The sequence below is a fragment of the Streptomyces sp. NPDC001515 genome (assembly GCF_053597115.1).
Genome location: NZ_JBSFHN010000001.1, coordinates 179,732 through 201,459 on the forward strand (window position 1 = coordinate 179,732; position 21,728 = coordinate 201,459).

Sequence of the window (21,728 nt, forward strand, 5' to 3'; positions counted from 1 at the left end):
GCGCCCCGCCCGGCCCCCGCGTCAGTGCCGGTAGAAGATGCGGTCCGCGTACTCGGTCATCACGCGCCCGTTCCACTCGTGGCCGCCGTCCACGTTGCCCGAGCGCAGCAGCGGCGGTTCCACGCCGTGCTCCAGCAGCCGTTCGGCAGCCGCGGCCATCATCGACTGCATGATCGCGCTGGTGACGACCGTGGAGGCGGGAGCGAACGGCGCCTCGATGCCGTCGACCTCCAGCTCGGCGTCTCCGATGGCGATCTTGCTGTCGAGGACGATGTCGCAGTGGTCCCGCAGGAAGCCGCCGGAGGTGTGCCGGGAGCGGGTGCCTTCCGCGTACGCGACCGAGGTGATGCCGACGACCTTCATGCCGAGGGCCCGCGCGTTCATCGCCATCTCCACGGGCAGCGCGTTGCGGCCGGAGAGCGAGATGATCACCAGGAGGTCGCCCGCCGTCGCCGGGCTGGAGTCGAGGACCGCGCCCGCGAGGCCGTCGACGCGCTCCAGGGCGGAGCCGAGCGTGGCCGGCATGACGTCGACGCCGAGGGCGCCGGGGACGGACAGCAGGTTCATCAGGGCGAGCCCGCCCGCGCGGTAGACGACGTCCTGCGCGGCCAGCGAGGAGTGCCCGGCGCCGAAGGCGAAGAGCCGGCCGCCCGCCACGACGGTGTCCGCGATCGCGGCACCCGCCTCGGCGATGGTCGCGGACTCCTCGTCGCGTACGCGCTCCAGCAGGCCGATCGCTGCGTCGAAGAACTGTCCGGCCAGCTTGCTTTCGCTCATCGAGGAGCACCTTTCCGGCGGGAGGGGGCGCCCGGGGGCGTCGATACCGTCGCTCACGGTGCGGTCTGGACCAGTGACATGTCAATACCGTGCCGCCCCTTCCGGCCGACGTTCGGGCCGCTGTACCGGCCGCAGTTCCGGCCGCCGGTCAGGGGCGGGTTCCATCGGTGAGGCACGGTTGTCGGTGCCATGCGTCAGAATTGGGGCAGGGCCAGCGCACGACTGCATCGAGGGGCACGAATGTCCGGACTGATCGACACCACGGAGATGTATCTCCGCACCATCCTCGAACTCGAAGAGGAAGGTGTGGTCCCCATGCGCGCCCGGATCGCGGAACGGCTCGATCAGAGCGGTCCGACGGTCAGCCAGACGGTGGCGCGGATGGAGCGCGACGGCCTGGTGCAGGTCGCGGGCGACCGGCACCTGGAGCTCACGGAGGAGGGCCGCCGGCTGGCGACCCGGGTCATGCGCAAGCACCGGCTCGCCGAATGCCTGCTCGTGGACGTGATCGGCCTGGAGTGGGAGCAGGTCCACGCCGAGGCGTGCCGGTGGGAGCACGTGATGAGCGAGGCCGTGGAGCGGCGGGTGCTGGAGCTGCTGCGCCACCCGACGGAGTCTCCGTACGGCAACCCCATCCCGGGCCTGGAGGAGCTGGGCGAGAAGGCCGAGGCCGACCCGTTCATCGACGAGGGCATGGTCAGCCTGTCGGAGCTGGACCCGGGGGCCGACGGCAAGACGGTGGTCGTCCGGCGGATCGGTGAGCCGATCCAGACGGACGCCCAGCTGATGTACACGCTGCGGCGCGCGGGCGTCCAGCCCGGTTCCGTGGTCAGCGTCAACCAGTCGCCCGGTGGCGTGCTGGTCGGCAGCAGCGGTGAGGCGGCCGAGCTGGACGACGAGGTCGCGTCGCACGTCTTCGTGGCCAAGCGGTAGGCAGCGGCCACCGGAAGGCACGGCAGTACGGACGCCGGACGTACGAGCACGGCAGCACGGACGCGGACGTACGAGCACGGCAGCACGGACGCGGACGTACGAGCACAGCAGTACGGACGCGGACGGACGGGCACGGCAGGACGGACGCGGGAGAGACGGACCGGGCGCGGGGCGCCCGGCCGGTCCCCGCGTCCGTTTTCCGTTTTTCCGTCCCCATTTCCCTACGGAACCGCAGTGCTCCGGCGGATCGCGTGCCAGGCTGTGGCGGAGGCATACCTGGGAGTGCGGGCCGAGGGGGCCGCACGGTCGGGGAGGGAGCAGGGAATGCGCCCGTCGTACCAGCGCGTCCGGTCCGCGCACCGGGGTGGGACCGCCGCGTCCCCCGTACGCACACACGTCCCGGAACAGCGGATGGCCCCGGCGCCGCAAGGCGCCGGGGCCTGTCTCCCCCTGTCCCGACCTGGAGCCCCGAGCTCTCAAGGTCGGTTCCCGCGGACCCTCATCCCCGAGTGGCCCGCCTCCCGCAGAAGATCTCCCCTGCGAGGCCGTCGTCAATCCTGGGATGCGGTCACTCGAACGAGCGGTGTTGAGTCCCGGAACCCGATTTTCGAATAAAGGTTCGATAGCCTGGCTGTCGCGATCGGGGACCAGAAGGGGGTGCCAGAACAGATGGTGCGGCGCATCGAAGTGACCGGAGCCGACGGCGTACGCCTCGCGGCCTGGGAGTACGCCGACCCGCCCAAGGAGCGCGCGGAGACCGCGAGCCCCGGAGGCGTCTTACTGCTCCACGGGCTGATGGGCCGGGCGTCCCACTGGGCGGCCACCACCCGCTGGCTCGCCGAGCGGCACCGTGCGGTCGGCCTCGACCAGCGCGGACACGGCCGCAGCGAGAAGCCGGCCGAGGGCCCGTACACCCGCGAGGCGTACGTGGCCGACGCCGAGGCCGCGGTCGAACAGCTCGGGCTCGCCCCCGTCACCCTCGTCGGGCACGCGATGGGCGCGCTCACCGCCTGGCAGCTCGCCGCCAAACGCCCCGACCTCGTCCGCGCCCTGGTCATCTGCGACATGCGGGCGTCCGCCCTCGGCGCCGCCTCGCAGCGCGAATGGGAGGACTGGTTCGCCTCCTGGCCGGTGCCCTTCGCGACGCTCGCCGACGTACGGAAGTGGTTCGGCGAGGACGATCCCTGGGTGGAGCGGCCCAATCCGGCCCGCGGCGCGTTCTACGCCGAGGTCATGGCCGAGCGCGCCGACGGATGGCGGCCGGTCTTCTCCCGGGCCCAGATGCTCCGCTCCCGCGCCACCTGGGTCTTCGACGCGCACTGGGAGGAGCTGGCGCAGGTCCGCTGCCCCACGCTGGTGCTGCGCGGACTCGACGGCGAGCTGGGGCGGGCGGAGGCCCAGGAAATGGTCCGGGTGCTGCCCCGCGGACAGTACGCGGAGGTTCCCGACGCCGGGCACCTCATCCACTACGACCAGCCCGAGGGCTGGCGCGCCGCCGTCGAGCCCTTCCTGGACCAGCTCACCGAGGACGCCGGCGACGACCGGGAGCCGGTCGCCCCGTAAACCCCCCGAAACCCGTAACCCCGTAAGCCCCCCGAAACCCGTAACCCCGAACTCCGAGCCGGGGCGTGGGGCGTCTCACCCCTTGCTGACCGCCGTCAGGATCTCCGGCAGCCGCTCCGCCGTGCGCGGCGCGGCGATCCGCAGCCCCGCCCAGGCGACCAGCGTTCCGTACACCGCCCCCACCGGCACCACGACCCACAGCAGCTCCTCCGCGCCGGTGACGTGCAGCCAGACCGTCAGGGCGATCACCGGAGCGGAGAGCAGGGCCGCGGAGACCATGCCGCCGAAGACCGAGATCCAGGCGAGGCCGGCCTGGCCGGGGGCCACGTTCTTGAACCCGGCGTCCTGCGGCACCGAGTACGGGAAGTTCGCCGAGGCCACCGCCCCGGTCGCCAGCATCGCCCCCAGCAGGGCGAGCGACAGGCCCATCACGCCCGGCAGCGCCTCCCAGTCCCCGAGCACCGCCGCCGTCACCACCGCGACCAGCACCGTGTACGGGAGGGTGATCAGCAGCAGCGCCAGCGCCCGCGCCCGCAGTTCGAGATAGGCGTCGCGGGTCGACGAGATCGTCAGCGCCACCATCCAGAACGCGGAGGTGTCCTGGCCGAACTGGTTGTACATCTGGATGCCGAGCATCCCCGCGCCGAAGCACGCGAAGTAGACGGACCCGGTGCCCTGCACGGCGTTCAGCACCGGCACGATCAGCCCGATCGCGAGCGCCGTCACCCACGCGGCCTTCGTCTTCGGGTCCCGGGCGACGTAGCGCAGACTGCGTCGCATCACCGTGCCCGTGCGCCCCTCGGGAAACAGGGACCAGAAGCCCGAGCCCTCCGGGGCCGACGCGGCGCGGCCCGGATCGGCGGCGGCCAGCGTGGACCCGTCCGGTGCCGTCATCAGCCGCTCCAGGCTGCGCCGCCACACCACCATCAGCAGGACCAGCGCGGCGACGGACAGGAGCATCTGCACGGCGGCCCGCCCGTACGCGCCCTGCGAGGCGGAGTCCACCGAGCCGATCGCCGAGGCGGGCGGCAGCCAGCGCACCACGTCGGCCACGGGATCGAGCGCGGAGAGTCCGCCGGAGCGGCCGAGCCGCTGGGCGCCGAAGTTGACGACCTGGATGCCGACCGCGATGACCAGTCCGGACAGCACGGCCAGATCGCGCCCCTTGCGGGAGGTCAGCAGGCGGGTGTTGGCCGTGGCGACGGCCCGCGCCAGCGCCACGCAGACCAGCAGCGTCAGCGGGGCCGCCACCACGGCGAACGCCGCCCCGGCCGCGCCCCGGGCCGTCGCGGCCACCGAACCGGCCGCCAGGCACAGCGTGAACAGCGGGCCGATGCCGACGAGCGAGGAGACCAGGAGCGCCGTCACCAGCGGGCGCGGGCGCAGCGGGAGCATCACGAGCCGTCCCGGGTCCAGGGTCTCGTCCCCGGCGGCGAAGAACAGCGGCATCACGGCCCAGCCGACCGCCAGTACCCCGGCCGCCAGCACGGTGACGGAGACGATGTGGTCCTGGCCGCGCATCGCGATCAGTCCGGCGACCTGGCCGAGGGCCAGCAACACGGCGCCCGCGAAGGAGACGAGGTAGACGGCCCGGCGGCCCGCCGACTGGCGCAGCCCGTTGCGCAGCAGGGACAGCTTGAGGCGGACGAGGACCGGGATCAGGTCCGGGGCGGCCTGAGCGCGGTCCGTGCGCGGGCCGGAGCCGGCCGGGGCGTCGAGGACGCTCATCGGGCACCGCCCAGCCAGTCCAGGGCGGCGCCGTTGTCGCGGTCGCCCGCGCCGACGAGTTCCAGGAACGCGTGCTGCAGGGAGGCGGCGTCGCCGCGCACCTGCTCCAGGGTGCCCTGGGCGCGGATGGTGCCCGCGGCCATCACGGCCACCCAGTCGCAGAGCGATTCGACCAGCTCCATCACATGGCTGGAGAAGACGACGGTCGCCCCCGAGCCGGTGTAGCGCTCCAGCACCCCGCGGATGGTCTGCGCCGAGACCGGGTCGACGCCCTCGAACGGCTCGTCGAGGAAGAGCACTTCGGGGTTGTGGAGCAGTGCGGCGGCCAGCCCGATCTTCTTGCGCATGCCCGTCGAGTAGTCGATGACCAGCTTGTGCTGGGCGCCCGCCAGGTCCAGCACGTCGAGCAGTTGGGTGGCCCGGCTGTCGACCTCGGCGCCGGGCAGTCCGCGCAGACGGCCGGTGTAGCCCAGGAGTTCGCGGCCGGAGAGGCGTTCGAAGAGCCGCAGTCCTTCGGGCAGCACCCCGATCCGGGACTTGACCTCGACGGGGTCGCGCCAGACGTCGTGCCCGCCGATCCGGATCCGTCCGAGATCGGGCCGGAGCAGACCGGTGACCATGGAGAGCGTGGTGGTCTTCCCGGCGCCGTTGGGACCGACGAGGCCGATGAACTTGCCCGCGGGCAGTTCCAGATCGATGCCGGCGACGGCGGTGTGCTCACCGAAGCGCTTCCAGAGCCCCTCCACCCGCACCGCGGGTACGGCGGCCCCGTCCGACGCGCCCGTGTCCGTCCTGTCCGTCATGCCGCTCGCCCTCCGAAGCCCCGCGTTCCGGGCCTGTCGTCGGGCCGTCGTCCGCCGGGCGGCGACAGGCCCCCGGGGGACACCCTACGAAACGCGCCCCCGGGCATCGGCGGCTTCGCGCCCGCAGGCGTACGCGAGCGGACTGATCAGCTCCGCCACCTCGGGCAGCCAGCGGTTGGCGGTGGACGGTCCGCGGGCCCACTGCACCGTGCCCGCCCCGCCCACCCGGGTCGGCGGCGCCGGGACGTAACTCCCGTCGCCCCGCGCGCGCAGACCGATGCCCGCCGCGTCCCAGCCGAGCCTGCGGACCAGGGTGTCGACCTTGGCGGCGGCGCCCGGCAGGACGAAGAACTGCATCCGGCGGTCCGGGGTGCGGGTGACGGGGCCGAGGGGCAGGCTCATCCGCTCCATCCGGGCCAGCGCCAGGAAACCGGCCGCCTCCGGCACGTCGACGGCGTCGAAGGAGCGTCCGGTCGGCAGAAGGATGGAGGAGCGGGGCTGCCGGGTCCACATCCGGCGGGCCGCGGCCCCGCTGCCGGTGGAGCGGTCCGCCCAGTCGGTCCGGGTCGGATGGGCCCCCGGGGCCGCGCAGCCCGACTCCCCGCACGAGCACCGCTCCGTGGGCCCGGCCGGCTCCAGCCATGCCCCGGGGCACACGTCCCAGTGCCTCTCCTCCGCGTACCGCACCGCGGCTTCCCGCAGATGCTCGGTCCGCTGCTGGGGGACCGGCGCCGCTTCCCTGACTCCGATGGCTTCTTCCACGCACCGTACAACTGTGGCCAGCGCTCGGGGTTACGGGCGTACCGGAGCGGTTCGGGGGTCCGTGTCCGCACACAGGGCGCACCGATGCACGGGCGGGGGCGCGCGGGAGGGGCGGTGGCGGCGGGCGGGTAGCACCTACCGGAGATCCGGCACAGTGGGCTCAGCATCTTAGGGTGCGTGCCGGGAGAAAGCGCAAGAGATGCGATGAAAGTGACCAACACGATGAATCGGCGCATTTCTCGGACACATGTCGGGCAGTGATCCGCTCACCGATCACTGCGGCCTCAGGGGGAGATACATGGCAGCCAGGCCTCTCGTCGCACGCCAGCCGAACGAACGGCTCCAGGCGCTCATTCAGGAAGCCGGATGCTCCAACGCGGGCCTCGCCCGCCGCGTCAACATGGTCGGGGCCGAACGCGGACTCGACCTGCGCTACGACAAGACCTCCGTGGCCCGCTGGCTGCGCGGACAGCAGCCGCGCGGCCGGGCCCCGGGCATCATCGCCGAGGCGCTCGGCCGCAAGCTCGGCCGTACGGTCACGATCGACGAGATCGGGATGGCCAACGGCAAGAACCTCGCCTCCGGCGTCGGCCTCCAGTTCGCCCCGACGGTGATCGGGGCGATCGAGCAGGTCTGCGAGCTGTGGCGCAGCGACGTCGGCCGCCGCGACTTCCTGTCCGGCTCCGCCGTCGCCTCCTCGGCGCTCGTCGAGCCCAGCCGCGACTGGCTGATCACCGGCGCCGACCCCCAGGTCGCGCGGGCGGCAGGCTCCCGGGTCGGGATGTCGGACGTGGAGGCCGTGCGGGCCACCACGGCCGCCCTGGTCGACCTGGACCACCGCTTCGGCAGCGGCCACGTCCGGCCGGTCCTCGTGCACTACCTGAACAGCGTGGTCTCCGGGCTGCTCTCGGGGGCCTACCGCGAATCGACCGGGCGGGCGCTGTTCGCCGCGGTCGCCCGGCTCACCGAACTCGCCGGGTACATGGCGATCGACACGGGCCAGCCCGGTCTGGCCCAGCGCTACTACATCCAGGCCCTGCGCCTGGCGCAGGCCGCGGACGACCGCGCCTACGGCGGCTATGTGCTGGCCGCCTCGATGAGCCACCTCGCCGCCCAGCTCGGCAACCCCCGGGAGATCTCCCAGCTCGCCAGGGCGGCGCAGGAGGGGGCGCGCGGCCGGGTCACGCCCCGGGCCGAGGCGATGTTCTACGCGGCGGAGGCGCGCGGGCACGCCCTGCTCGGGGACGCCCGCACCACCCAGCTGGTCGCGGGCCGGGCGTTGACGGCGCTGGAGCAGGCGGACCCGGAGAGCGGCGACGATCCCGACTGGATCGGCCACTTCGACCACGCCTACCTGGCGGACGAGCTGGCGCACTGCCACCGCGACCTCGGCCAGGCCGAGGCGGCCGCGCGCCGGGCGAAGGAGGCCCTGGGCGGGCTCCCGGAGTCCCGGACCCGCCGCCGGGGCATCGGACTGGCGCTGCTCGCCGCGGCCCAGGTGCAGTTGCGCGAGGTGGAGCAGGCATGCCACACCGGGACCCGGGCGATGGAGCTGCTGGCCACGGTGCGCTCCAGCCGGGGCGCGGAGTATCTGGACGACCTCCAGCAGCGGCTGGTGCCGTACGGGGACGAGCCCGCGGTACGGGAGTTCGGGGCCCGGCTGGAACTCCTGGCGGCCTGACCGGACGGGGCTCCTCGCGCCGCCGGATCCGTCGGCCCTCCCACCCGCGTCCCGGGGCCGCCGTGCGTGACAGCGCCTGTGAAGGGATGGTGACCCCTCACCCGCGCTTGGCGAACGGCGGCGACCACCCGATAGCGTGAGCCGACGATTCCATAGGTTGACCACGTAGGAGTCCCCGGTGACACAGAGCGGACAGGGTGACGAGCAGCAGCTCCCTGCTGTACGATCCGCGCACGAGGGCGTCGTGCTGCCCGCGGGCGGCGGCGAGCCCTGGGCGCCAGGGGGAGCGGCGGACGGGGCGGCCCCGGCGGGCGGCCAGCCGTGGGGGCAGCCCTGGGGGCCGCGGACACCGCCCCAGGGCGGTCCGGCACAGGGCGCGCCGCAGGGCGCGTACGGACAGCCGCAGCCCCCGCAGTACGGGCAGCAGCCGCCGCAGCACGGCACCTACGGGCAGGGGCAGCCGTCACCGTACGGCCAGACGCCCCCCGCCCCGCAGCACCACCAGCAGCCCGGGTCACCGCAGCATCAGCAGCCCGCGCCGCACCAGCAGCCGCAGAGCTATGCCCAGCCGCTGCCGCCCGAGGCCGGGGCCGGCGGTGACGCCGAGGCGACGCAGTACATCGCGCCGATCCCGGCCGGGCCCGGACCGGGCGGGCTGCCGCCGGAGAGCCCGTCGGAGTCGACCACGATGCTCGGCCGCGTCAGGCCGCAGGACCGGCGGCCCGCCGCGCACCAGGCGCCGCCCGGCGGCCAGGACGCCGACGCGACGCAGTACATACCCCCGGTGCCCGGCGGCGCCCCGTACGGCATCCGGCCGGGCGAGCCCGGTGACCGGCAGCCGCCCGCCGAGTTCGACAACCTCTTCCGCGACGACGAACCGGCCGGCGCCACCCAGCAGATCCCCCGCTTCGACCCGGCGCAGCAGCCGCCGTACCACGGCGGTCCGCCGCAGCAGGGCTACCACCAGGAACCGCCCTACTCCGGCCCCGACTACGGCCAGGGCCGGGACGGCATGGACGACGCCCCGCGCAAGCGCTCCGCGCACGTCCCGTTGATCGCCGCGGTCGTGGTCGGCTGCGCCGTGATCGGGCTCGGCGCCGGCGCGCTGATGAGCGGCGGCGGGGGCGACGAGGACAAGGACGCCAAGCAGCCGGTGGCGGCGGCGAGTTCGCCCGCCGCGAAGACCTCGTCGGAACCGGCGGCCGATCCGGCGAAGCCGCAGGCCGAGGCGCTGGACAAGCTGCTCGCCGACAGCAACAACAGCCGGGCCGCCGTCATCGGCGCCGTGGAGAAGGCCAAGAACTGCACGGACCTCGACAAGGCCGTGGCGGATCTCAAGGGCGCCGCCCAGCAGCGCCGCGATCTGGTCACCCGGCTCCAGGCCCTGACGATCGACAAACTGCCCCAGCACGCCCAGCTGAACGCCGCCCTCACCAAGGCGTGGCAGGCGTCCGCCTCGGCGGACGACCACTACGCGGGCTGGGCGGCGCAGGCCAAGAGCAAGAAGGTCTGCAAGCACGGCAAGGCCCGGCCGACCTCGCACTACCGGCAGGCGAACGCGCAGAGCGGTGAGGCGACCAAGGCCAAGCAGCAGGCGGCCGCCCTGTGGAACGCGATCGCGACCACGTACGGACTGACGAAGCGCGCCGCGACCGCGCTGTGAGCGGGCGCGGCCCGGCTGGGACCCGCCGCGGGTCTCAGCCGGTCGCGCTGGCGTCGGACAGGGTCTCCGCCACGTCCACGAAGCCCTTCTTGTCCGCGACGAGCCGCCCGTCGCGCACCACTTGGAACGTCACCTTGCTGTTGACGATCCTCGGGTACGAGTCCGAGCCGATCATGTCCTCGTAGCGCCAGCGCAGTTCGGGCGTGAGGCCGCCGGTGTCGACGGGGGTGCCCTCGTTGAGCGCCTTGGTGACCTTGCCGGCGGTGATCTCCGAGGTGTGCAGCGACTCGACCAGCGACTTCAGCACGGTGTACGCGATCCAGGTCGTCTGCACCCCGGTGTCGTCCGGGTCGATGCTGTTGTCGCCGAAGGCGTGCTCACCGATCACCGTGCGCATGGTGTTCCAGCGGGCGTCGCCCGGCGCCGGGTACCAGCCGGTGACGTATGCCCCCTCGAACGGGCTGTTCCGGCCACCGGTGCGGTCGATGAGCGGCTGGCCGATGCTGCCGAGGACCGAGGAGACCCGGACCGAACCGTCCGACGGCTCCAGCCGCCGGAACGCGTCGAAGAAGGTCTCCGTGCGCTCCCCGAGCACGGCCGTCACACAGCCGCCGCGCGTGCCCGCCCCGCTCAGCGCCCGGCTGGCCGGCGCGTCGTAGGACGTCGTGTCCTCGGCCGTCCGGACGTCGACGGGGGCGTGCTCGCGGGTCTCGGACAGCCCGGTGTGCAGCAGCCAGGCCAGACCGTCGCCGCCCAGTGTGTCGGGGCGGACCAGGGAGACCCGCTCGCAGGTGCGGGCCAACTGCTTGGCGTTGCCCGCCATGAGCGCCGACTGCCCGCCCGTCACCGGGTAGGACGTATAGCTGCGGAACTCCTCATCGGACGCCCCGTACCCGCCTATGTAGGGGATTCCGGCGACTTCGAGCGGGGCCATGAAGGCGCGGCCGTGGCGGCTGTAGGAGCCGACGACCGCGACGGCCTTCTCCTTGACGGCCCGGCGCGCGCAGGTGCCCGCGCCGACCGAGGTGTCCCGTTCGTCACAGGTGACCACGCGCAGTGTGTGGCCGTCGATGCCGCCCTCGCCGTTGATCCAGCGGGCGTACGTCTGCGCCATCGCCGTCATGCCCGCCATGGTGTCGGCCTCCGGGCCGGAGGCGTCACCGGGCGCCCACGTCATGACGGTGACGGGCTCCCTGGAGCCCCCCGATGCCCCAGGGAGCACACCGCAACCGGTCACCAGCAAGGCCCCCGCCGCCACCGCGCCGGTGAGCAGTCCGAGGGGGCGGGGAAGAAGGGAGCGTCGCCGTCCGGTCATGGACACAGACACTTCCGGCCGCCGGGTAACGCCGGAGTGTGCCGCGTTCAACGCACGGTGACGCCGGGGTGAATTACAGGGGGCCCTCCGGCGGGTGATGAGGGGAACGTACGATCGACAACCGTGCAGCAAGGTTCCGAGAACTCTTCCCGTCGCGGCCGTCGCTCCTCCACCATGGGCGGCATGCCGCTCAACGACCTTCCGTGGTGGCGCTGGCGCAGCAACGTGCGCTCGGCGCTGCACATGCTCTCCGACCCCGTCTTCCACCACGAGTGCTGGCTGGCCGGCCGGGAGGGATACGGCGACGTCACCGACGCCGTGTACCGCCTGGTCGAGGACACCTGGCTCGACAACTGGTCCGCCGAGAAGTACGTCGGAACGATCTTCCGCGACACCGCCGAGGCCGCCCTCGTCGACACCGCCGTGCTCCGGGTGCTGCGCATCATGCACCAGGTCGGCGCGGACGCCCCCGTCTCCGCCTACATGGAGCACCACGGCTGGCCGGAGGCCGTCCGGGCCGCCCGCGACGCCCATGTCCTCCTCGCCACCAACGACGGCGAGGACGCGGACACGCCCCCGCGTTCGCTGGACGTCCTCCGCATCCTGACCAGATCCGCCTGATCCCCGGAGGGTGTGGCACGCTACGGGGATGACCGAGCCGAAGCCCGCCGACACCGTCCCCGAGCAGTACGTCCTCACTCTCTCCTGCCCGGACAAACAGGGCATCGTGCACGCCGTGTCGAGCTACCTCTTCATGACCGGCTGCAACATCGAGGACAGCCAGCAGTTCGGGGACCACGACACGGGTCTCTTCTTCATGCGCGTCCACTTCTCGGCGGTCAGCCCGGTGACGGTGGACAAGCTGCGGGCGAGCTTCGCCGCGATCGGCGACTCCTTCGCCATGGACTGGCAGATCCACCACTCCGCGGAGCGCATGCGGATCGTGCTCATGGTCAGCAAGTTCGGCCACTGCCTCAACGACCTGCTCTTCCGGTCCCGGATCGGCGCCCTGCCGGTCGAGATCGCCGCCGTCGTCTCCAACCACACGGACTTCGCCGAACTCGTCGCCTCGTACGACGTACCGTTCCGGCACATCCCGGTCACCAGGGAGAACAAGCCGCAGGCCGAGGCCGAGCTGCTGGAACTGGTCCGCGAGGAGAACGTGGAACTGGTCGTCCTCGCCCGCTACATGCAGGTCCTCTCCGACGACCTCTGCAAGCAGCTCAGCGGCCGGATCATCAACATCCACCACTCGTTCCTGCCGAGCTTCAAGGGCGCCAAGCCCTACCACCAGGCCCACGCCCGCGGCGTGAAGCTCATCGGCGCGACCGCGCACTACGTCACCGCCGACCTCGACGAGGGCCCGATCATCGAGCAGGAGGTCGAGCGCGTCGGCCACGGCGTCACCCCCGACCAGCTGGTCGCCATCGGCCGCGACGTCGAGTGCCAGGCCCTGGCCCGCGCGGTCAAATGGCACGCCGAGCGCCGCATCCTGCTCAACGGCCGCCGTACGGTGGTCTTCGCGTGAGCGGACTCACAGCCGGCTGAGCGACGCCGCCGCGAAGAGCACGTCCCGGACCGCCTCGCGGTCCCCGCTCTGACCGGCGGCCGCCTCCACGGGCGGTACGTGCCCCGCCACCAGCTGGCAGAACTCCACCCCGTCCAGGGCGACCTGCGCCACGGTGTGCTCGGCGGAGCCGAGGGCGGCGGGGGAGTCCAGCGGGATGTACCAGTTCCCGCCGCCCGACCCCTCCACCTCCAGATGCAGTGAACGCCCCGGCGACCCGGCCGTCACCAGCCGCCGGGCCGGAGCGGCGAGCCCTGCCTGACGGCGCACGGCCAGCGCGGCCGGAAGCAGCCGCGCCGCCAGGTCGATCATCCGGTGGAGATGCGCGGCGGCCGGCGCCTCGTACGGATAGTCCACCGCCTCCGCGATGTCCCCCGCGTGCAGCCAGCACTCGAAGGCCCGGTCCAGCATCGCGTCCTGGAGCGGCAGCGCGAACCCGCCGTACGAGACCGACAGGTCCGAGACGCCGCGCCCCGCGAAGGACACCGTGCGGATCAGCGTGTGACTCTGCACCCGCCACGGCTCGCGCACCGCCCGGGTGAGCGGGCGGCCGGCCGACGACCAGTACGCCTCGGTGCGCCCGGCCGGTGACAGCGGCGGCCCGCCGTCCGGGCCCGGCTCCTCCCCGAGGCCCGCGCCCAGCGGATCGTCCAGGTCCAGCGCCGTGCTGACCAGCCCGTCGACCGCGGTCAGATGGCCGATCACCCCGGCCACCGTCGTCTTGCGGCTGACCCGGCTCTCGCCCTCGAACCACTTCAGCCGCACCGGCGCGTGCCACTCGGAGCCGCCGATGTCGCGCAGCAGCGCGTCGAGCCGGGCCGTCTCCGCGTCGTACGGGGCGGCCCACTCCGGCAGCGGGATCTTGGCGGGCCTGCGGCTCAGGCAGTTCTCCAGCACCCGGGCCCGCAGCGTCGGATCGAGGTCCAGGGAGCGGTCGGTGTGCAGCAGGCCGACCGCGTCGCGCAGCCGCAGCGCCTCGTCCGCGCAGGGCGCGCACTCCGTGAGGTGCGCCTCCACGGCCCCGGTCTCCTCGGCCGAGCAGGCGGCCAGCGCCCAGGCGCCGAGGAGGGCCTTCAGCACGCGGTGCGGCAGGCGAGGCGGGGGCGGCGGTGACCCGTCGCCCCTCGGAGCCCGCTCCGACACATCCACGCCCGTTCCTTCTTCCCCTACCTCCGCGTCCGATTCCTCTTCTTCGTCCTCGTCCCCGTCCTCGTCGTCCCCGCCACCGGCCCCGCCGCCGTCCGGAGGAGGCCCGGCCGGAAGCACCGGCCGCGCGAGCCGGCCCGCGTCGAGATCGTCGGCCGCGGTCCGGGGGCCCGGTATGCGCGGGGCGCCCCGCACCTCGTCGTCGCGCCCCGCCCCCTCCCGGCCGCCGGTGCCGTGCCCGCTGGTCTCGTCGCTCACAGCGCCCTTCCGTATCCCGGGGGCGAGGAGCCCTCCAGCGGCCGGGAACGGGCGGTGGACAGCAACTGGAGCCCCAGCCGGAGCCGGCGGCGCGCCTCGTCCTCGGTGACGCCCAGGTCCGCCGACGTCTGCCGGTAGTCCCGGCGCTGGATGTACGCCAGCTCCAGAGCGGCCCGGAGCGAGGCCGGCATGGACGCGACGATGTAGTCGGCGCGGGCCGCGGCGGTGGCCCGGCGCACCCGCTCCTCCACGTCGACCGCCCCGGCGGAGCCGTAGGGGCCGTCGTCCCCGTCGTCCTCGGGGCCGGCCGCGGCGTCGCGCAGCCGCCGCACGGACTGGCGGTGCGTGAGCCGGGCGACCCAGGCGCGCATCGAGCCCTGCTTGGGGTCGTAGGCGTCGGGGTTCTCCCACACGTACCCGAACACCTCGCGGGTGACGAGGTCCGCGGCGTCCTCGTCGTCCAGCATCCGGCTGGCCTGGCTGTGGACGAGGGCGGCGAACCGGTCGTACAGCTCGCCGAGGGCCGCCGCCTCGCCGCGGGCCAGACGCTGCTGCATCGTGCGGTCCCAGCGGGGTGGTGCGTTTTTGGCCATGCGACCCCCAGCCCTGTTGCCGTCGGGCGCGCCGGCCCGGTACCCCTCGTCCCGTCGAATGTAGTCCGCAACGCTGACCGAGCACGTCCCTTTACGGCAAGTACGTCCCCGCGGGCGCCCCGGATGGTAGGGAATGGGGCCCACCTGGCAACGGAATCAGACGGGAAGTGATCATTTATGCCCGAAACGGTTCTGGGCCCTCGGACAGGGCGCGGTGTTTCATGGAGGGTGAGCCGGGGCAGCCGCGAGGGGGAACGGAAACTTCCGGATCAATGGGATTCCCCGGAACGAGAGGCCCGTCACGTGACACTGAAAGTGGCCGCGACCGAGCAGGGCGGGTGGACCGTGCTGCGCATGCGCGGCGAACTCGACCTGGTGACCTCACCCACGGTCCGGCAGTCCGTGCACGACGCGGTCGCCGTCGGCCGCCACGACGTCGTGCTCGACCTCTCCGAGGTCTTCTTCTGCGACTCCAGCGGCGTCGGCGTCCTCATCGCCTCCCGCCGCCTGATGCGCTCCTGCGGCGGCCGGCTCCGGCTCATCCTGCCCGCCCGGGGCGCCGAGGACGGCTCGCACGTCAACCGGGTGCTCGCGGCGCTCGGCGTCCGCCGCCTGTTCGACGTCTACCCCGACTGCGACGCCGCCGTCGACGGCGGCTCCCAGCCCCTTTCGGCCTGATCGCGCCCCTCGCGGCCCGTACCGGTACCGGGTTGTCACCGCGGTGACGCGCGTAAGTGACACGTGACGCCTGCGGGCGTCGTACGCTCCCCGCATGGACAGCGCAGAGTACGAGCGCAAGATCGCCTTCCGCTTCGCCGCCTTCGACCAGGACGGCAACGGATACATCGATCGCGCGGACTTCAACGCCGCCGCGGCGCGGCTGCTCACCGAATTCGGCACCACGGCCCGCTGCGACAAGGGCCAGGCCCTCTACAGCGGGGCCGAGGCGTTCTGGCAGGGGCTCGCGGGCATCGCCGACGTGGACGGGGACCAGCGGGTCACCCGCGAGGAGTTCGTGGGCGGTGCGGTCAAACGCCTCCGCGACAACCCCGAGCGCTTCGCGGAGATCGCCCGCCCCTTCCTCCGCGCCGCGCTCGCGGTCGCCGACCACGACAACAGCGGCACCGCCTCCGTCGCCTCCGTCGAACGCGCCCTCCGCGTCCTCGGCGCCCCCGTCGACACCGCCGCCGTCGCCGCCGGGGCCCTCGACCCCGACACCGACGGCCGCGTCACCGAGGCCGACGTGGTGACGGCGTTCGCCGCGTACTTCACGGTGATCGCACCGGAGTAGGCGGGCGCCCTCCGGCCCGGGGCGGGTGCCCCTCTGTCCGGTGGGTGGGGGTGGTGCCCCTCCGGGGAGACTCCTCAGAAATGGCGTGTGCACCCGGGTACGCAAGGGACCCGGGTCGTACGCCATTTCCTGCGGGGACTCCCCTGCGCGCCCCCACCCGGCCGTCGGGCGTCTTACCCCCCGGTGGAACCCGAGGCCCACGAACGCGCCCCGCCGGTTACCGCCCCCCGCCGGCGAATCCCGGGCCGCAGACGCAGAACCGGCCGGGTCCGGGGGCGTGCAGGGGAGTCCCCGCAGAACGACGAACACAGACCGGGGTACGTATACGTGGTGCCCGCACGTTCGTCGTTTGAGGAGACGCCCCGGAGGGACCCCGGACCCCCACCCACCGGGCAGGGGCGCACTCCCACGGGAAACCCGCACCCACCCAGCCCGTCCGGCGCTTGAGGACGGAACCCCGCACGCGGGGGCCCCGCGCCCCACGGGCACCCCGTCACCCCCCGAACCGCTCCCGCAACCGATACTTCAGCACCTTGCGGAGCGTCTCGTTGCGCGGCAGGGCGTCCACGACCTCCAACTGCTCGGGGAGCTTGTGGACGGAGAGCCCCTCGCCCCGGAGGTAGGCGGTGAGGCCGGGAAGGGTGAGCGGGGCCGCCCCCGCCGGCTGCTCCACGACCGCGCAGACGCGTTCGCCGCGCGTCTCGTCGGGGAGGCCGATCACCGCCGCGTCGCCGACGGCGGGATGGCGGGCGAGCAGGTCCTCGATCTCCTTCGCGGAGATGTTCTCGCCCTTGCGGATGATGATGTCCTTGAGGCGTCCGGTCAGGACGACGTGCCCGCTGGGGAGCACGTGTCCGACGTCGCCGGTGACGAGGAAGCCGTCCTCGTCGAAGGGGGAGGGCGCCCCCAGATACCCCTGGCAGACCGCCTCGCCCCGCAGCCGGACCTCGCCGTCCGTGCCGTACGGCACCTGCTTGCCGTCCTCGTCCGTGATCCGGACCTCCATGCCGGACGGCGGGCGGCCCTCGGTCTCGGCCAGGTGCTCGGGGGTGTCGTCGGGGGCGCCCATCGTGATCATGGGGACCTCGGTCATTCCGTAGCCGTGGGTGAGCTGGACGCCCATCTCACGGACCACCGCGTGGTAGATCTCCGGCGGCTTCGGCGCCCCGCCGCCGGCCAGCAGCCGGAGGGTGGGGATCAGCGGGGTGCCGGGGTCCTTGCGCTGCTCGGTGAGGAACATGGAGTAGAAGGCCGTGGAGCCGCCGGCGACCGTCACGCCGTGGCGCCGGTACTCCGGCACCGCGTCGGCCATCGTGAAGTGCTCGAACAGGACGGCGGGGAAGCCGTACAGGAGCAGCATCACGGAGTAGTCGGGCCCGGCGACATGGGCGAAGGGGAAGGCCATGGAGCCGACGTCGTCCGGGGACAGGTGCAGCGCGTGGGCCAGGCAGGCGCCTCCGGCGATGAGGCTGCGGTCGGTGTGCAGGACGCCCTTGGGGTCGGACGTGGTGCCGGAGGTCCAGTAGATCCAGCGCACCGCCGTGCCGTCGGAGGGTGCCGGCGGCAGGATCGCGGGGTCGCCGTCCGGAAGGGTGTCGTACGCCTCGAAGACGTGCGGCGGGCGGTCGAGGACCGCGCCGACGCGGGCGGCCATCGCCGTGTGGTCGAAGCCGCGCCAGACCCCCGGCACGGCGAAGAACTCGGCCTTCGACTCGCGGAGCGCGAAGCCGACTTCGCGGTCGCGGTAGAAGGGGATGACGGGCGTCTGCACCGCCCCGATCCGGGCCAGCGCGAAGGAGAGCAGGGCCGTCTCCAGGCGGGTGGGCAACTGCCAGGCGACGACCGTGCCGGGGCGCACGCCCAGGCCGTACAGCCCGGCGGCCACGCGTTCGGCGCGGTCGCGGAGACCGCCGAAGGTGAGCGTGCGGTCGCCCTGGATCAGGAAGGCCCGGTCCGGGCTCAGGGCGGCCCGGCGTTCGATCAGTTCCCAGAAGGTGCCCGATGCACCCAGGGCGTGTGCGGTCTCGTTCACGGCGAACCCCTCACAGCTGACGGGTAGTCAGATCGTGCGCAGAGCGTAGAGCGATGCGCCTTGTCGGTCCAGGGGTGCGGGGCTAGCCTGAGGGCGACGTCAATCTGACGGGTCATCAGAAATGTGCGCCGGAGGGGACACCATGACGGAACTGCCTCGGATCGTCAGCGTCGACGACCATGTGATCGAGCCCCCGCACCTCTTCTCGGCCTGGCTGCCCGCCAAGTACCGCGAGCGCGGCCCGCAGCCCCTGACGGCGGGCATCGGCGAGCTGGAGTACGTGGGCGGCAAGTACGTCATCACGATGGACCCGGACGGGCCTCCGGCCGACTGGTGGATCTACGAGGACCTGAAGTTCCCGTACAAGCGCAACATCGCGGCGGTCGGGTTCGACCGGGACGACATGACGCTGGAGGGGATCACCCGGGCGGAGATGCGGCGGGGCTGCTGGGACCCGGTGGAGCGGCTGAAGGACATGGACCTCAACCACGTCGAGGCGAGCCTCTGCTTCCCCACCTTCCCCCGGTTCTGCGGGCAGACCTTCGCCGAGGCGCACGACAAGGAGGTCGCGCTCGCCTGTGTGCGCGCCTACAACGACTGGATGGTCGAGGAGTGGTGCGGGGACAGCGGCGGCCGGCTGATCCCGCTGTGCATCATCCCGCTCTGGGACATCGACCTGGCCGTCGCGGAGATCCGGCGGAACGCGGCGCGCGGGGTGCGGGCGGTGACGTTCTCGGAGATCCCCACCCACCTGGGCCTGCCGTCGATCCACTCCGGCTACTGGGACCCGTTCTTCGCCGTCTGCCAGGAGACCGGCACGGTCGTGAACATGCACATCGGCTCCAGCTCGCAGATGCCGGCCGCCTCCCCGGACGCCCCGCCCGCCGTCCAGGCATCGCTCTCCTTCAACAACGCGATGGCCTCGATGATGGACTTCCTCTTCAGCGGCGTCCTGGTGAAGTTCCCGCGGCTCACGCTCGCGTACAGCGAGGGCCAGATGGGCTGGATCCCGTACGCCCTGGAGCGCGCGGACGACGTGTGGGAGGAGCACCGGGCCTGGGGCGGGGTGCGCGATCTGATCCCCGAGCCGCCGTCCACGTACTACTACCGGCAGATGTTCTGCTGCTTCTTCCGCGACAAGCACGGCATCGCCTCGCTCGACGTCGTCGGGCGCGACAACGCCACGTTCGAGACGGACTACCCGCACGTGGACTCGACCTTCCCGCACACCAGGGAGGTCGCGCTCGACCACGTCAAGGGGCTGGACGACGAGACCGTCTACAAACTGATGCGCGGGAACGCGATCCGGATGCTCGGCCTGGACCTCGACAAGTAGGCGGTCGTCATGGACCTCGCGTACACCGAGGAGGAGGAAGCGTTCCGGGCGCGGCTGAGGGAGTGGCTGGGCTCGGTGCTCCCCGGACTGCCGCCGCGACCGGACCCCGCCGACTGGCCGGGGCGCCGGGCGTACGACGCCGGCTGGCAGCGGCTGCTGTACGACGCCGGCTACGCGGGCCTGCACTGGCCGAAGGACGCCGGCGGCCGGGGCGCCACCCCCACCCAGCACCTGATCTTCCTGGAGGAGACCGAACGGGCCGGGGCCCCCTACGTCGGCGCGAACTTCGTCGGGCTGCTGCACGCCGGGCCGACCATCGCCGCCGAGGGCACCGCCGAGCAGCGCGCCCGCTGGCTGCCGCCGGTGCTGCGCGGGGACGAGATGTGGTGCCAGGGCTTCAGCGAGCCGGACGCGGGCTCGGACCTGGCCTCGCTGCGGACCCGGGCGGTCCGCGACGGCGACGACTACGTGGTCAGCGGAAGCAAGATCTGGACCTCGCACGCGGAGGTCGCCGACTGGTGCGAACTGCTGGTGCGGACGGACCCCGGCGCCCCCCGGCACCGGGGGATCAGCTGGCTCGCCCTGCGGATGGACAGCCCCGGCATCACCGTGCGGCCGCTGCGCACGCTGGCCGGGACGGCCGAGTTCGCGGAGGTCTTCCTCGACGAGGTGCGGGTGCCGGCCGCGCACCGGGTCGGCGCGGAGAACGACGGCTGGCGGGTCACCATGGTCACGCTCTCCTTCGAACGCGGCACCGCGTTCGTCGGCGAGGTCGTCGCCTGCCGCCGCACCCTGGACGCCCTGGCCGCCGAGGCCCGCCGCACCGGCCGCTGGGACGATCCGGTGCTGCGCCGCAGGCTGGGCAGGCTCAACGCCGAGTTCCGGGCGCTGTGGCGGCTCACGCAGTGGAACGTCAGCGAGGCGCAGGCGAGCGGCGGGGTGCCCGGGACCGGCGGCTCGGTCTTCAAGCTGCGCTACTCGCACGCCCGCCAGGAGCTGTACGAGGCGGCGGCCGAGGTGCTCGGCGCGGGCGACGCCCTCGACCTGGACCGGGAATGGGTGCGGGACCGGCTCTCCTCGCTCTCCTACACGATCGCGGCGGGCACCTCGCAGATCCAGCGGAACATCATCGCCGAGCGGATCCTCGGCCTGCCGAAGGGGCGGTGAGCGGACGGTGGACTTCCAGCTCTCGGAGGACCAGCGGGCCCTGCGGGCGGGGATACGGGACCTGCTCGCCGGGCGGTTCGGCCGCGACCGGATGCGGGAGGCGCACGACGGCGGCGGGGGTGTGGACCGGGCGCTGTGGCGGGAGCTGGGCGAGGCCGGGTTCTTCGCGCTGCGGCTGCCGGAGGCGGCGGGCGGGGTCGGACTCGGCCTCCCAGAATGCGTACTCCTGTTCGAGGAGATCGGGCGGGCGCTGCTGCCGGGACCGCTCGCGGCGACCCTGCTGGCCGCCGGGGCGGTGAAGGGCGCGGCCGAGGGGGAGGCCGTGGTGGCGCTCGCCGAGCCGGGGCGGCCGGTGGCGCATCTGGCGGACGCCGACGCGCTGCTCGTCCTGGACGGGGAGCGGACCCGGCTGGTGACGGGCGCCGGACTGCGGCGGCTGGTGGACGAGGCCCGTCCTGTGCGTTCACTCGATCCGGCGACACCGCTGTGGCGGCTGCCGGAGCTGTCCGGGGTGGCGGGCGAGCCGCTGGAGGGCGGGGAGCGGCTGCGCTACGAGGGGGCGCTGCTGGCGGGGGCCGAACAGGTCGGCAACGCGGAGCGGAGCCTGGAGGAGGCGGTCCGGCACGCCCGGGACCGTGAGCAGTTCGGGGCGCCCATCGGGTCCTTCCAGGCGGTGAAGCACCTCTGCGCCGGGCAGCTCCTGCGCTCCGGTCCGGCTCGCGCGGCGGTCTACGCGGCGGCCGTGACCGGCGATCCGGTGGAGGCGGCCGGGGCCAAGCTGCTGGCCGACGAGGCGGCGGTGGGCAATGCCCGCGACTGCCTCCAGGTGCACGGCGGTATGGGCTTCACCTGGGAGTCCGATGTCCATCTGCGGCTCAAGCGGGCCTGGCTGCGGTCCGGGGAGTGGCTCGACGCGGCCGGGGCGGAGGAACTGCTGGCGGCCGATCTGGCCTGAATCGGTACGGGTGGGTGGCTGGTGAACGTATGTGACGCGATGGACCCATGAGGTTCACTCTGCGCAGTGACTCAGTGCAGTCGGTAAGCGTCGATACCGGCTTGTGTCCTTTGCGTGATTCGTCACGGGCCGCAGTCGCCGTCGGCTCGGGTACGCTC

General features: G+C 73.1%; 19 protein-coding genes. 11 read left to right on the forward strand and 8 right to left on the reverse strand.

Translation table 11 applies throughout. From position 1 onward, the window contains the following. Nucleotides 1-21: 21 nt before the first annotated feature. The gene (locus tag ACWCXC_RS00860; protein ID WP_450680892.1) at nucleotides 22-777 is read right to left on the reverse strand and encodes an SIS domain-containing protein; all 756 of its coding nucleotides are present in this window, start codon (nucleotides 775-777) and stop codon (nucleotides 22-24) included. Between the two features lie 240 nt (nucleotides 778-1,017). Between ACWCXC_RS00860 and ACWCXC_RS00865 the strand changes: the two genes are divergently transcribed. After that, entirely contained in the window at nucleotides 1,018-1,710 is a 693-nt protein-coding gene (locus ACWCXC_RS00865; RefSeq protein ID WP_450680893.1) for a metal-dependent transcriptional regulator, read from the forward strand. A gap of 669 nt (nucleotides 1,711-2,379) precedes the next feature. Beyond that, nucleotides 2,380-3,273 carry an alpha/beta fold hydrolase gene (locus ACWCXC_RS00870; RefSeq protein ID WP_450680943.1) on the forward strand — a complete coding sequence of 298 codons (894 nt, stop codon included), beginning with the start codon at nucleotides 2,380-2,382 and terminating at the stop codon, nucleotides 3,271-3,273. A 75-nt stretch (nucleotides 3,274-3,348) separates the two neighbouring features. Here the strand turns inward: ACWCXC_RS00870 and ACWCXC_RS00875 are convergent, their stop codons facing one another. From ACWCXC_RS00875 to ACWCXC_RS00885, 3 genes are all read right to left on the reverse strand, one after another. Then, nucleotides 3,349-5,001 carry a transporter gene (locus tag ACWCXC_RS00875; RefSeq protein WP_450680894.1) on the reverse strand — a complete coding sequence of 551 codons (1,653 nt, stop codon included), beginning with the start codon at nucleotides 4,999-5,001 and terminating at the stop codon, nucleotides 3,349-3,351. Further along, nucleotides 4,998-5,804 (reverse strand): ABC transporter ATP-binding protein, encoded by an 807-nt coding sequence (locus tag ACWCXC_RS00880; protein ID WP_450680895.1) that lies wholly within the window; start codon nucleotides 5,802-5,804, stop codon nucleotides 4,998-5,000. The genes ACWCXC_RS00875 and ACWCXC_RS00880 overlap by 4 nt, the downstream gene beginning before the upstream one ends. Nucleotides 5,805-5,888: 84 nt before the next feature. Then, nucleotides 5,889-6,566 (reverse strand): bifunctional DNA primase/polymerase, encoded by a 678-nt coding sequence (locus tag ACWCXC_RS00885; RefSeq protein ID WP_450885779.1) that lies wholly within the window; start codon nucleotides 6,564-6,566, stop codon nucleotides 5,889-5,891. 298 nt (nucleotides 6,567-6,864) lie between these two features. Here ACWCXC_RS00885 and ACWCXC_RS00890 point away from each other — a divergent pair, with 298 nt between their 5' ends. Together ACWCXC_RS00890 and ACWCXC_RS00895 are read left to right on the forward strand one after the other, a co-directional pair. Further along, complete coding sequence (locus ACWCXC_RS00890; protein WP_450680897.1) at nucleotides 6,865-8,247, forward strand: transcriptional regulator; 1,383 nt, start codon at nucleotides 6,865-6,867, stop codon at nucleotides 8,245-8,247. Between the two features lie 178 nt (nucleotides 8,248-8,425). Next, nucleotides 8,426-9,910, forward strand: coding sequence for a hypothetical protein (locus ACWCXC_RS00895; protein WP_450885781.1), 1,485 nt, complete (start codon nucleotides 8,426-8,428; stop codon nucleotides 9,908-9,910). Nucleotides 9,911-9,944: 34 nt separating this feature from the next. Here ACWCXC_RS00895 and ACWCXC_RS00900 read toward each other — a convergent pair whose 3' ends face one another. Then, the gene (locus ACWCXC_RS00900; RefSeq protein WP_450885783.1) at nucleotides 9,945-11,225 is read right to left on the reverse strand and encodes an ABC transporter substrate-binding protein; all 1,281 of its coding nucleotides are present in this window, start codon (nucleotides 11,223-11,225) and stop codon (nucleotides 9,945-9,947) included. Nucleotides 11,226-11,399: 174 nt separating this feature from the next. On the opposite strand from ACWCXC_RS00900, the gene ACWCXC_RS00905 reads away from it, so the two are divergent. Next, on the forward strand, nucleotides 11,400-11,846 hold the full coding sequence (locus ACWCXC_RS00905; protein ID WP_450886382.1) for an SCO4402 family protein: 447 nt from the start codon (nucleotides 11,400-11,402) through the stop codon (nucleotides 11,844-11,846). 28 nt (nucleotides 11,847-11,874) lie between these two features. Next, nucleotides 11,875-12,753, forward strand: a complete 879-nt coding sequence (gene purU, locus ACWCXC_RS00910) for a formyltetrahydrofolate deformylase (protein WP_450680900.1) — start codon at nucleotides 11,875-11,877, stop codon at nucleotides 12,751-12,753. A gap of 6 nt (nucleotides 12,754-12,759) precedes the next feature. Here purU and ACWCXC_RS00915 read toward each other — a convergent pair whose 3' ends face one another. After that, complete coding sequence (locus ACWCXC_RS00915) at nucleotides 12,760-14,196, reverse strand: zf-HC2 domain-containing protein (protein ID WP_450885785.1); 1,437 nt, start codon at nucleotides 14,194-14,196, stop codon at nucleotides 12,760-12,762. Further along, nucleotides 14,193-14,789, reverse strand: a complete 597-nt coding sequence (locus ACWCXC_RS00920; protein WP_450680902.1) for an RNA polymerase sigma factor — start codon at nucleotides 14,787-14,789, stop codon at nucleotides 14,193-14,195. Before ACWCXC_RS00920 ends, ACWCXC_RS00915 begins: the two co-directional genes overlap by 4 nt. 303 nt (nucleotides 14,790-15,092) lie before the next feature. Here ACWCXC_RS00920 and ACWCXC_RS00925 point away from each other — a divergent pair, with 303 nt between their 5' ends. Together ACWCXC_RS00925 and ACWCXC_RS00930 are read left to right on the forward strand one after the other, a co-directional pair. Next, nucleotides 15,093-15,467 (forward strand): STAS domain-containing protein, encoded by a 375-nt coding sequence (locus ACWCXC_RS00925; RefSeq protein WP_450680903.1) that lies wholly within the window; start codon nucleotides 15,093-15,095, stop codon nucleotides 15,465-15,467. A gap of 94 nt (nucleotides 15,468-15,561) precedes the next feature. After that, nucleotides 15,562-16,080: an EF-hand domain-containing protein gene (locus ACWCXC_RS00930; protein ID WP_450680904.1), complete on the forward strand. Its 519-nt coding sequence runs from the start codon at nucleotides 15,562-15,564 to the stop codon at nucleotides 16,078-16,080. A gap of 493 nt (nucleotides 16,081-16,573) precedes the next feature. Here the strand turns inward: ACWCXC_RS00930 and ACWCXC_RS00935 are convergent, their stop codons facing one another. Continuing rightward, on the reverse strand, nucleotides 16,574-18,112 hold the full coding sequence (locus tag ACWCXC_RS00935; protein WP_450885788.1) for a class I adenylate-forming enzyme family protein: 1,539 nt from the start codon (nucleotides 18,110-18,112) through the stop codon (nucleotides 16,574-16,576). A gap of 142 nt (nucleotides 18,113-18,254) precedes the next feature. On the opposite strand from ACWCXC_RS00935, the gene ACWCXC_RS00940 reads away from it, so the two are divergent. From ACWCXC_RS00940 to ACWCXC_RS00950, 3 genes are read left to right on the forward strand one after another with little or no spacing between them, the layout of a single operon-like run. After that, nucleotides 18,255-19,448, forward strand: coding sequence for an amidohydrolase family protein (locus ACWCXC_RS00940; RefSeq protein WP_450680906.1), 1,194 nt, complete (start codon nucleotides 18,255-18,257; stop codon nucleotides 19,446-19,448). Between the two features lie 9 nt (nucleotides 19,449-19,457). After that, nucleotides 19,458-20,615, forward strand: coding sequence for an acyl-CoA dehydrogenase (locus ACWCXC_RS00945; protein WP_450680907.1), 1,158 nt, complete (start codon nucleotides 19,458-19,460; stop codon nucleotides 20,613-20,615). Nucleotides 20,616-20,622: 7 nt separating this feature from the next. Continuing rightward, nucleotides 20,623-21,570, forward strand: a complete 948-nt coding sequence (locus ACWCXC_RS00950; RefSeq protein ID WP_450885791.1) for an acyl-CoA dehydrogenase family protein — start codon at nucleotides 20,623-20,625, stop codon at nucleotides 21,568-21,570. Nucleotides 21,571-21,728: the final 158 nt, after the last annotated feature.

Excerpts from the sequence above, each read along its gene's own strand:
- ACWCXC_RS00860 (WP_450680892.1), bottom strand. The coding sequence starts at position 777 with ATGAGCGAAAGCAAGCTGGCCGGACAGTTCTTCGACGCAGCGATCGGC.
- ACWCXC_RS00865 (WP_450680893.1), top strand. The coding sequence starts at position 1,018 with ATGTCCGGACTGATCGACACCACGGAGATGTATCTCCGCACCATCCTC.
- ACWCXC_RS00870 (WP_450680943.1), top strand. The coding sequence starts at position 2,380 with ATGGTGCGGCGCATCGAAGTGACCGGAGCCGACGGCGTACGCCTCGCG.
- ACWCXC_RS00875 (WP_450680894.1), bottom strand. The coding sequence starts at position 5,001 with ATGAGCGTCCTCGACGCCCCGGCCGGCTCCGGCCCGCGCACGGACCGC.
- ACWCXC_RS00880 (WP_450680895.1), bottom strand. The coding sequence starts at position 5,804 with ATGACGGACAGGACGGACACGGGCGCGTCGGACGGGGCCGCCGTACCC.
- ACWCXC_RS00890 (WP_450680897.1), top strand. The coding sequence starts at position 6,865 with ATGGCAGCCAGGCCTCTCGTCGCACGCCAGCCGAACGAACGGCTCCAG.
- ACWCXC_RS00900 (WP_450885783.1), bottom strand. The coding sequence starts at position 11,225 with ATGACCGGACGGCGACGCTCCCTTCTTCCCCGCCCCCTCGGACTGCTC.
- ACWCXC_RS00905 (WP_450886382.1), top strand. The coding sequence starts at position 11,400 with ATGGGCGGCATGCCGCTCAACGACCTTCCGTGGTGGCGCTGGCGCAGC.
- purU (WP_450680900.1), top strand. The coding sequence starts at position 11,875 with ATGACCGAGCCGAAGCCCGCCGACACCGTCCCCGAGCAGTACGTCCTC.
- ACWCXC_RS00920 (WP_450680902.1), bottom strand. The coding sequence starts at position 14,789 with ATGGCCAAAAACGCACCACCCCGCTGGGACCGCACGATGCAGCAGCGT.
- ACWCXC_RS00930 (WP_450680904.1), top strand. The coding sequence starts at position 15,562 with ATGGACAGCGCAGAGTACGAGCGCAAGATCGCCTTCCGCTTCGCCGCC.
- ACWCXC_RS00940 (WP_450680906.1), top strand. The coding sequence starts at position 18,255 with ATGACGGAACTGCCTCGGATCGTCAGCGTCGACGACCATGTGATCGAG.
- ACWCXC_RS00945 (WP_450680907.1), top strand. The coding sequence starts at position 19,458 with ATGGACCTCGCGTACACCGAGGAGGAGGAAGCGTTCCGGGCGCGGCTG.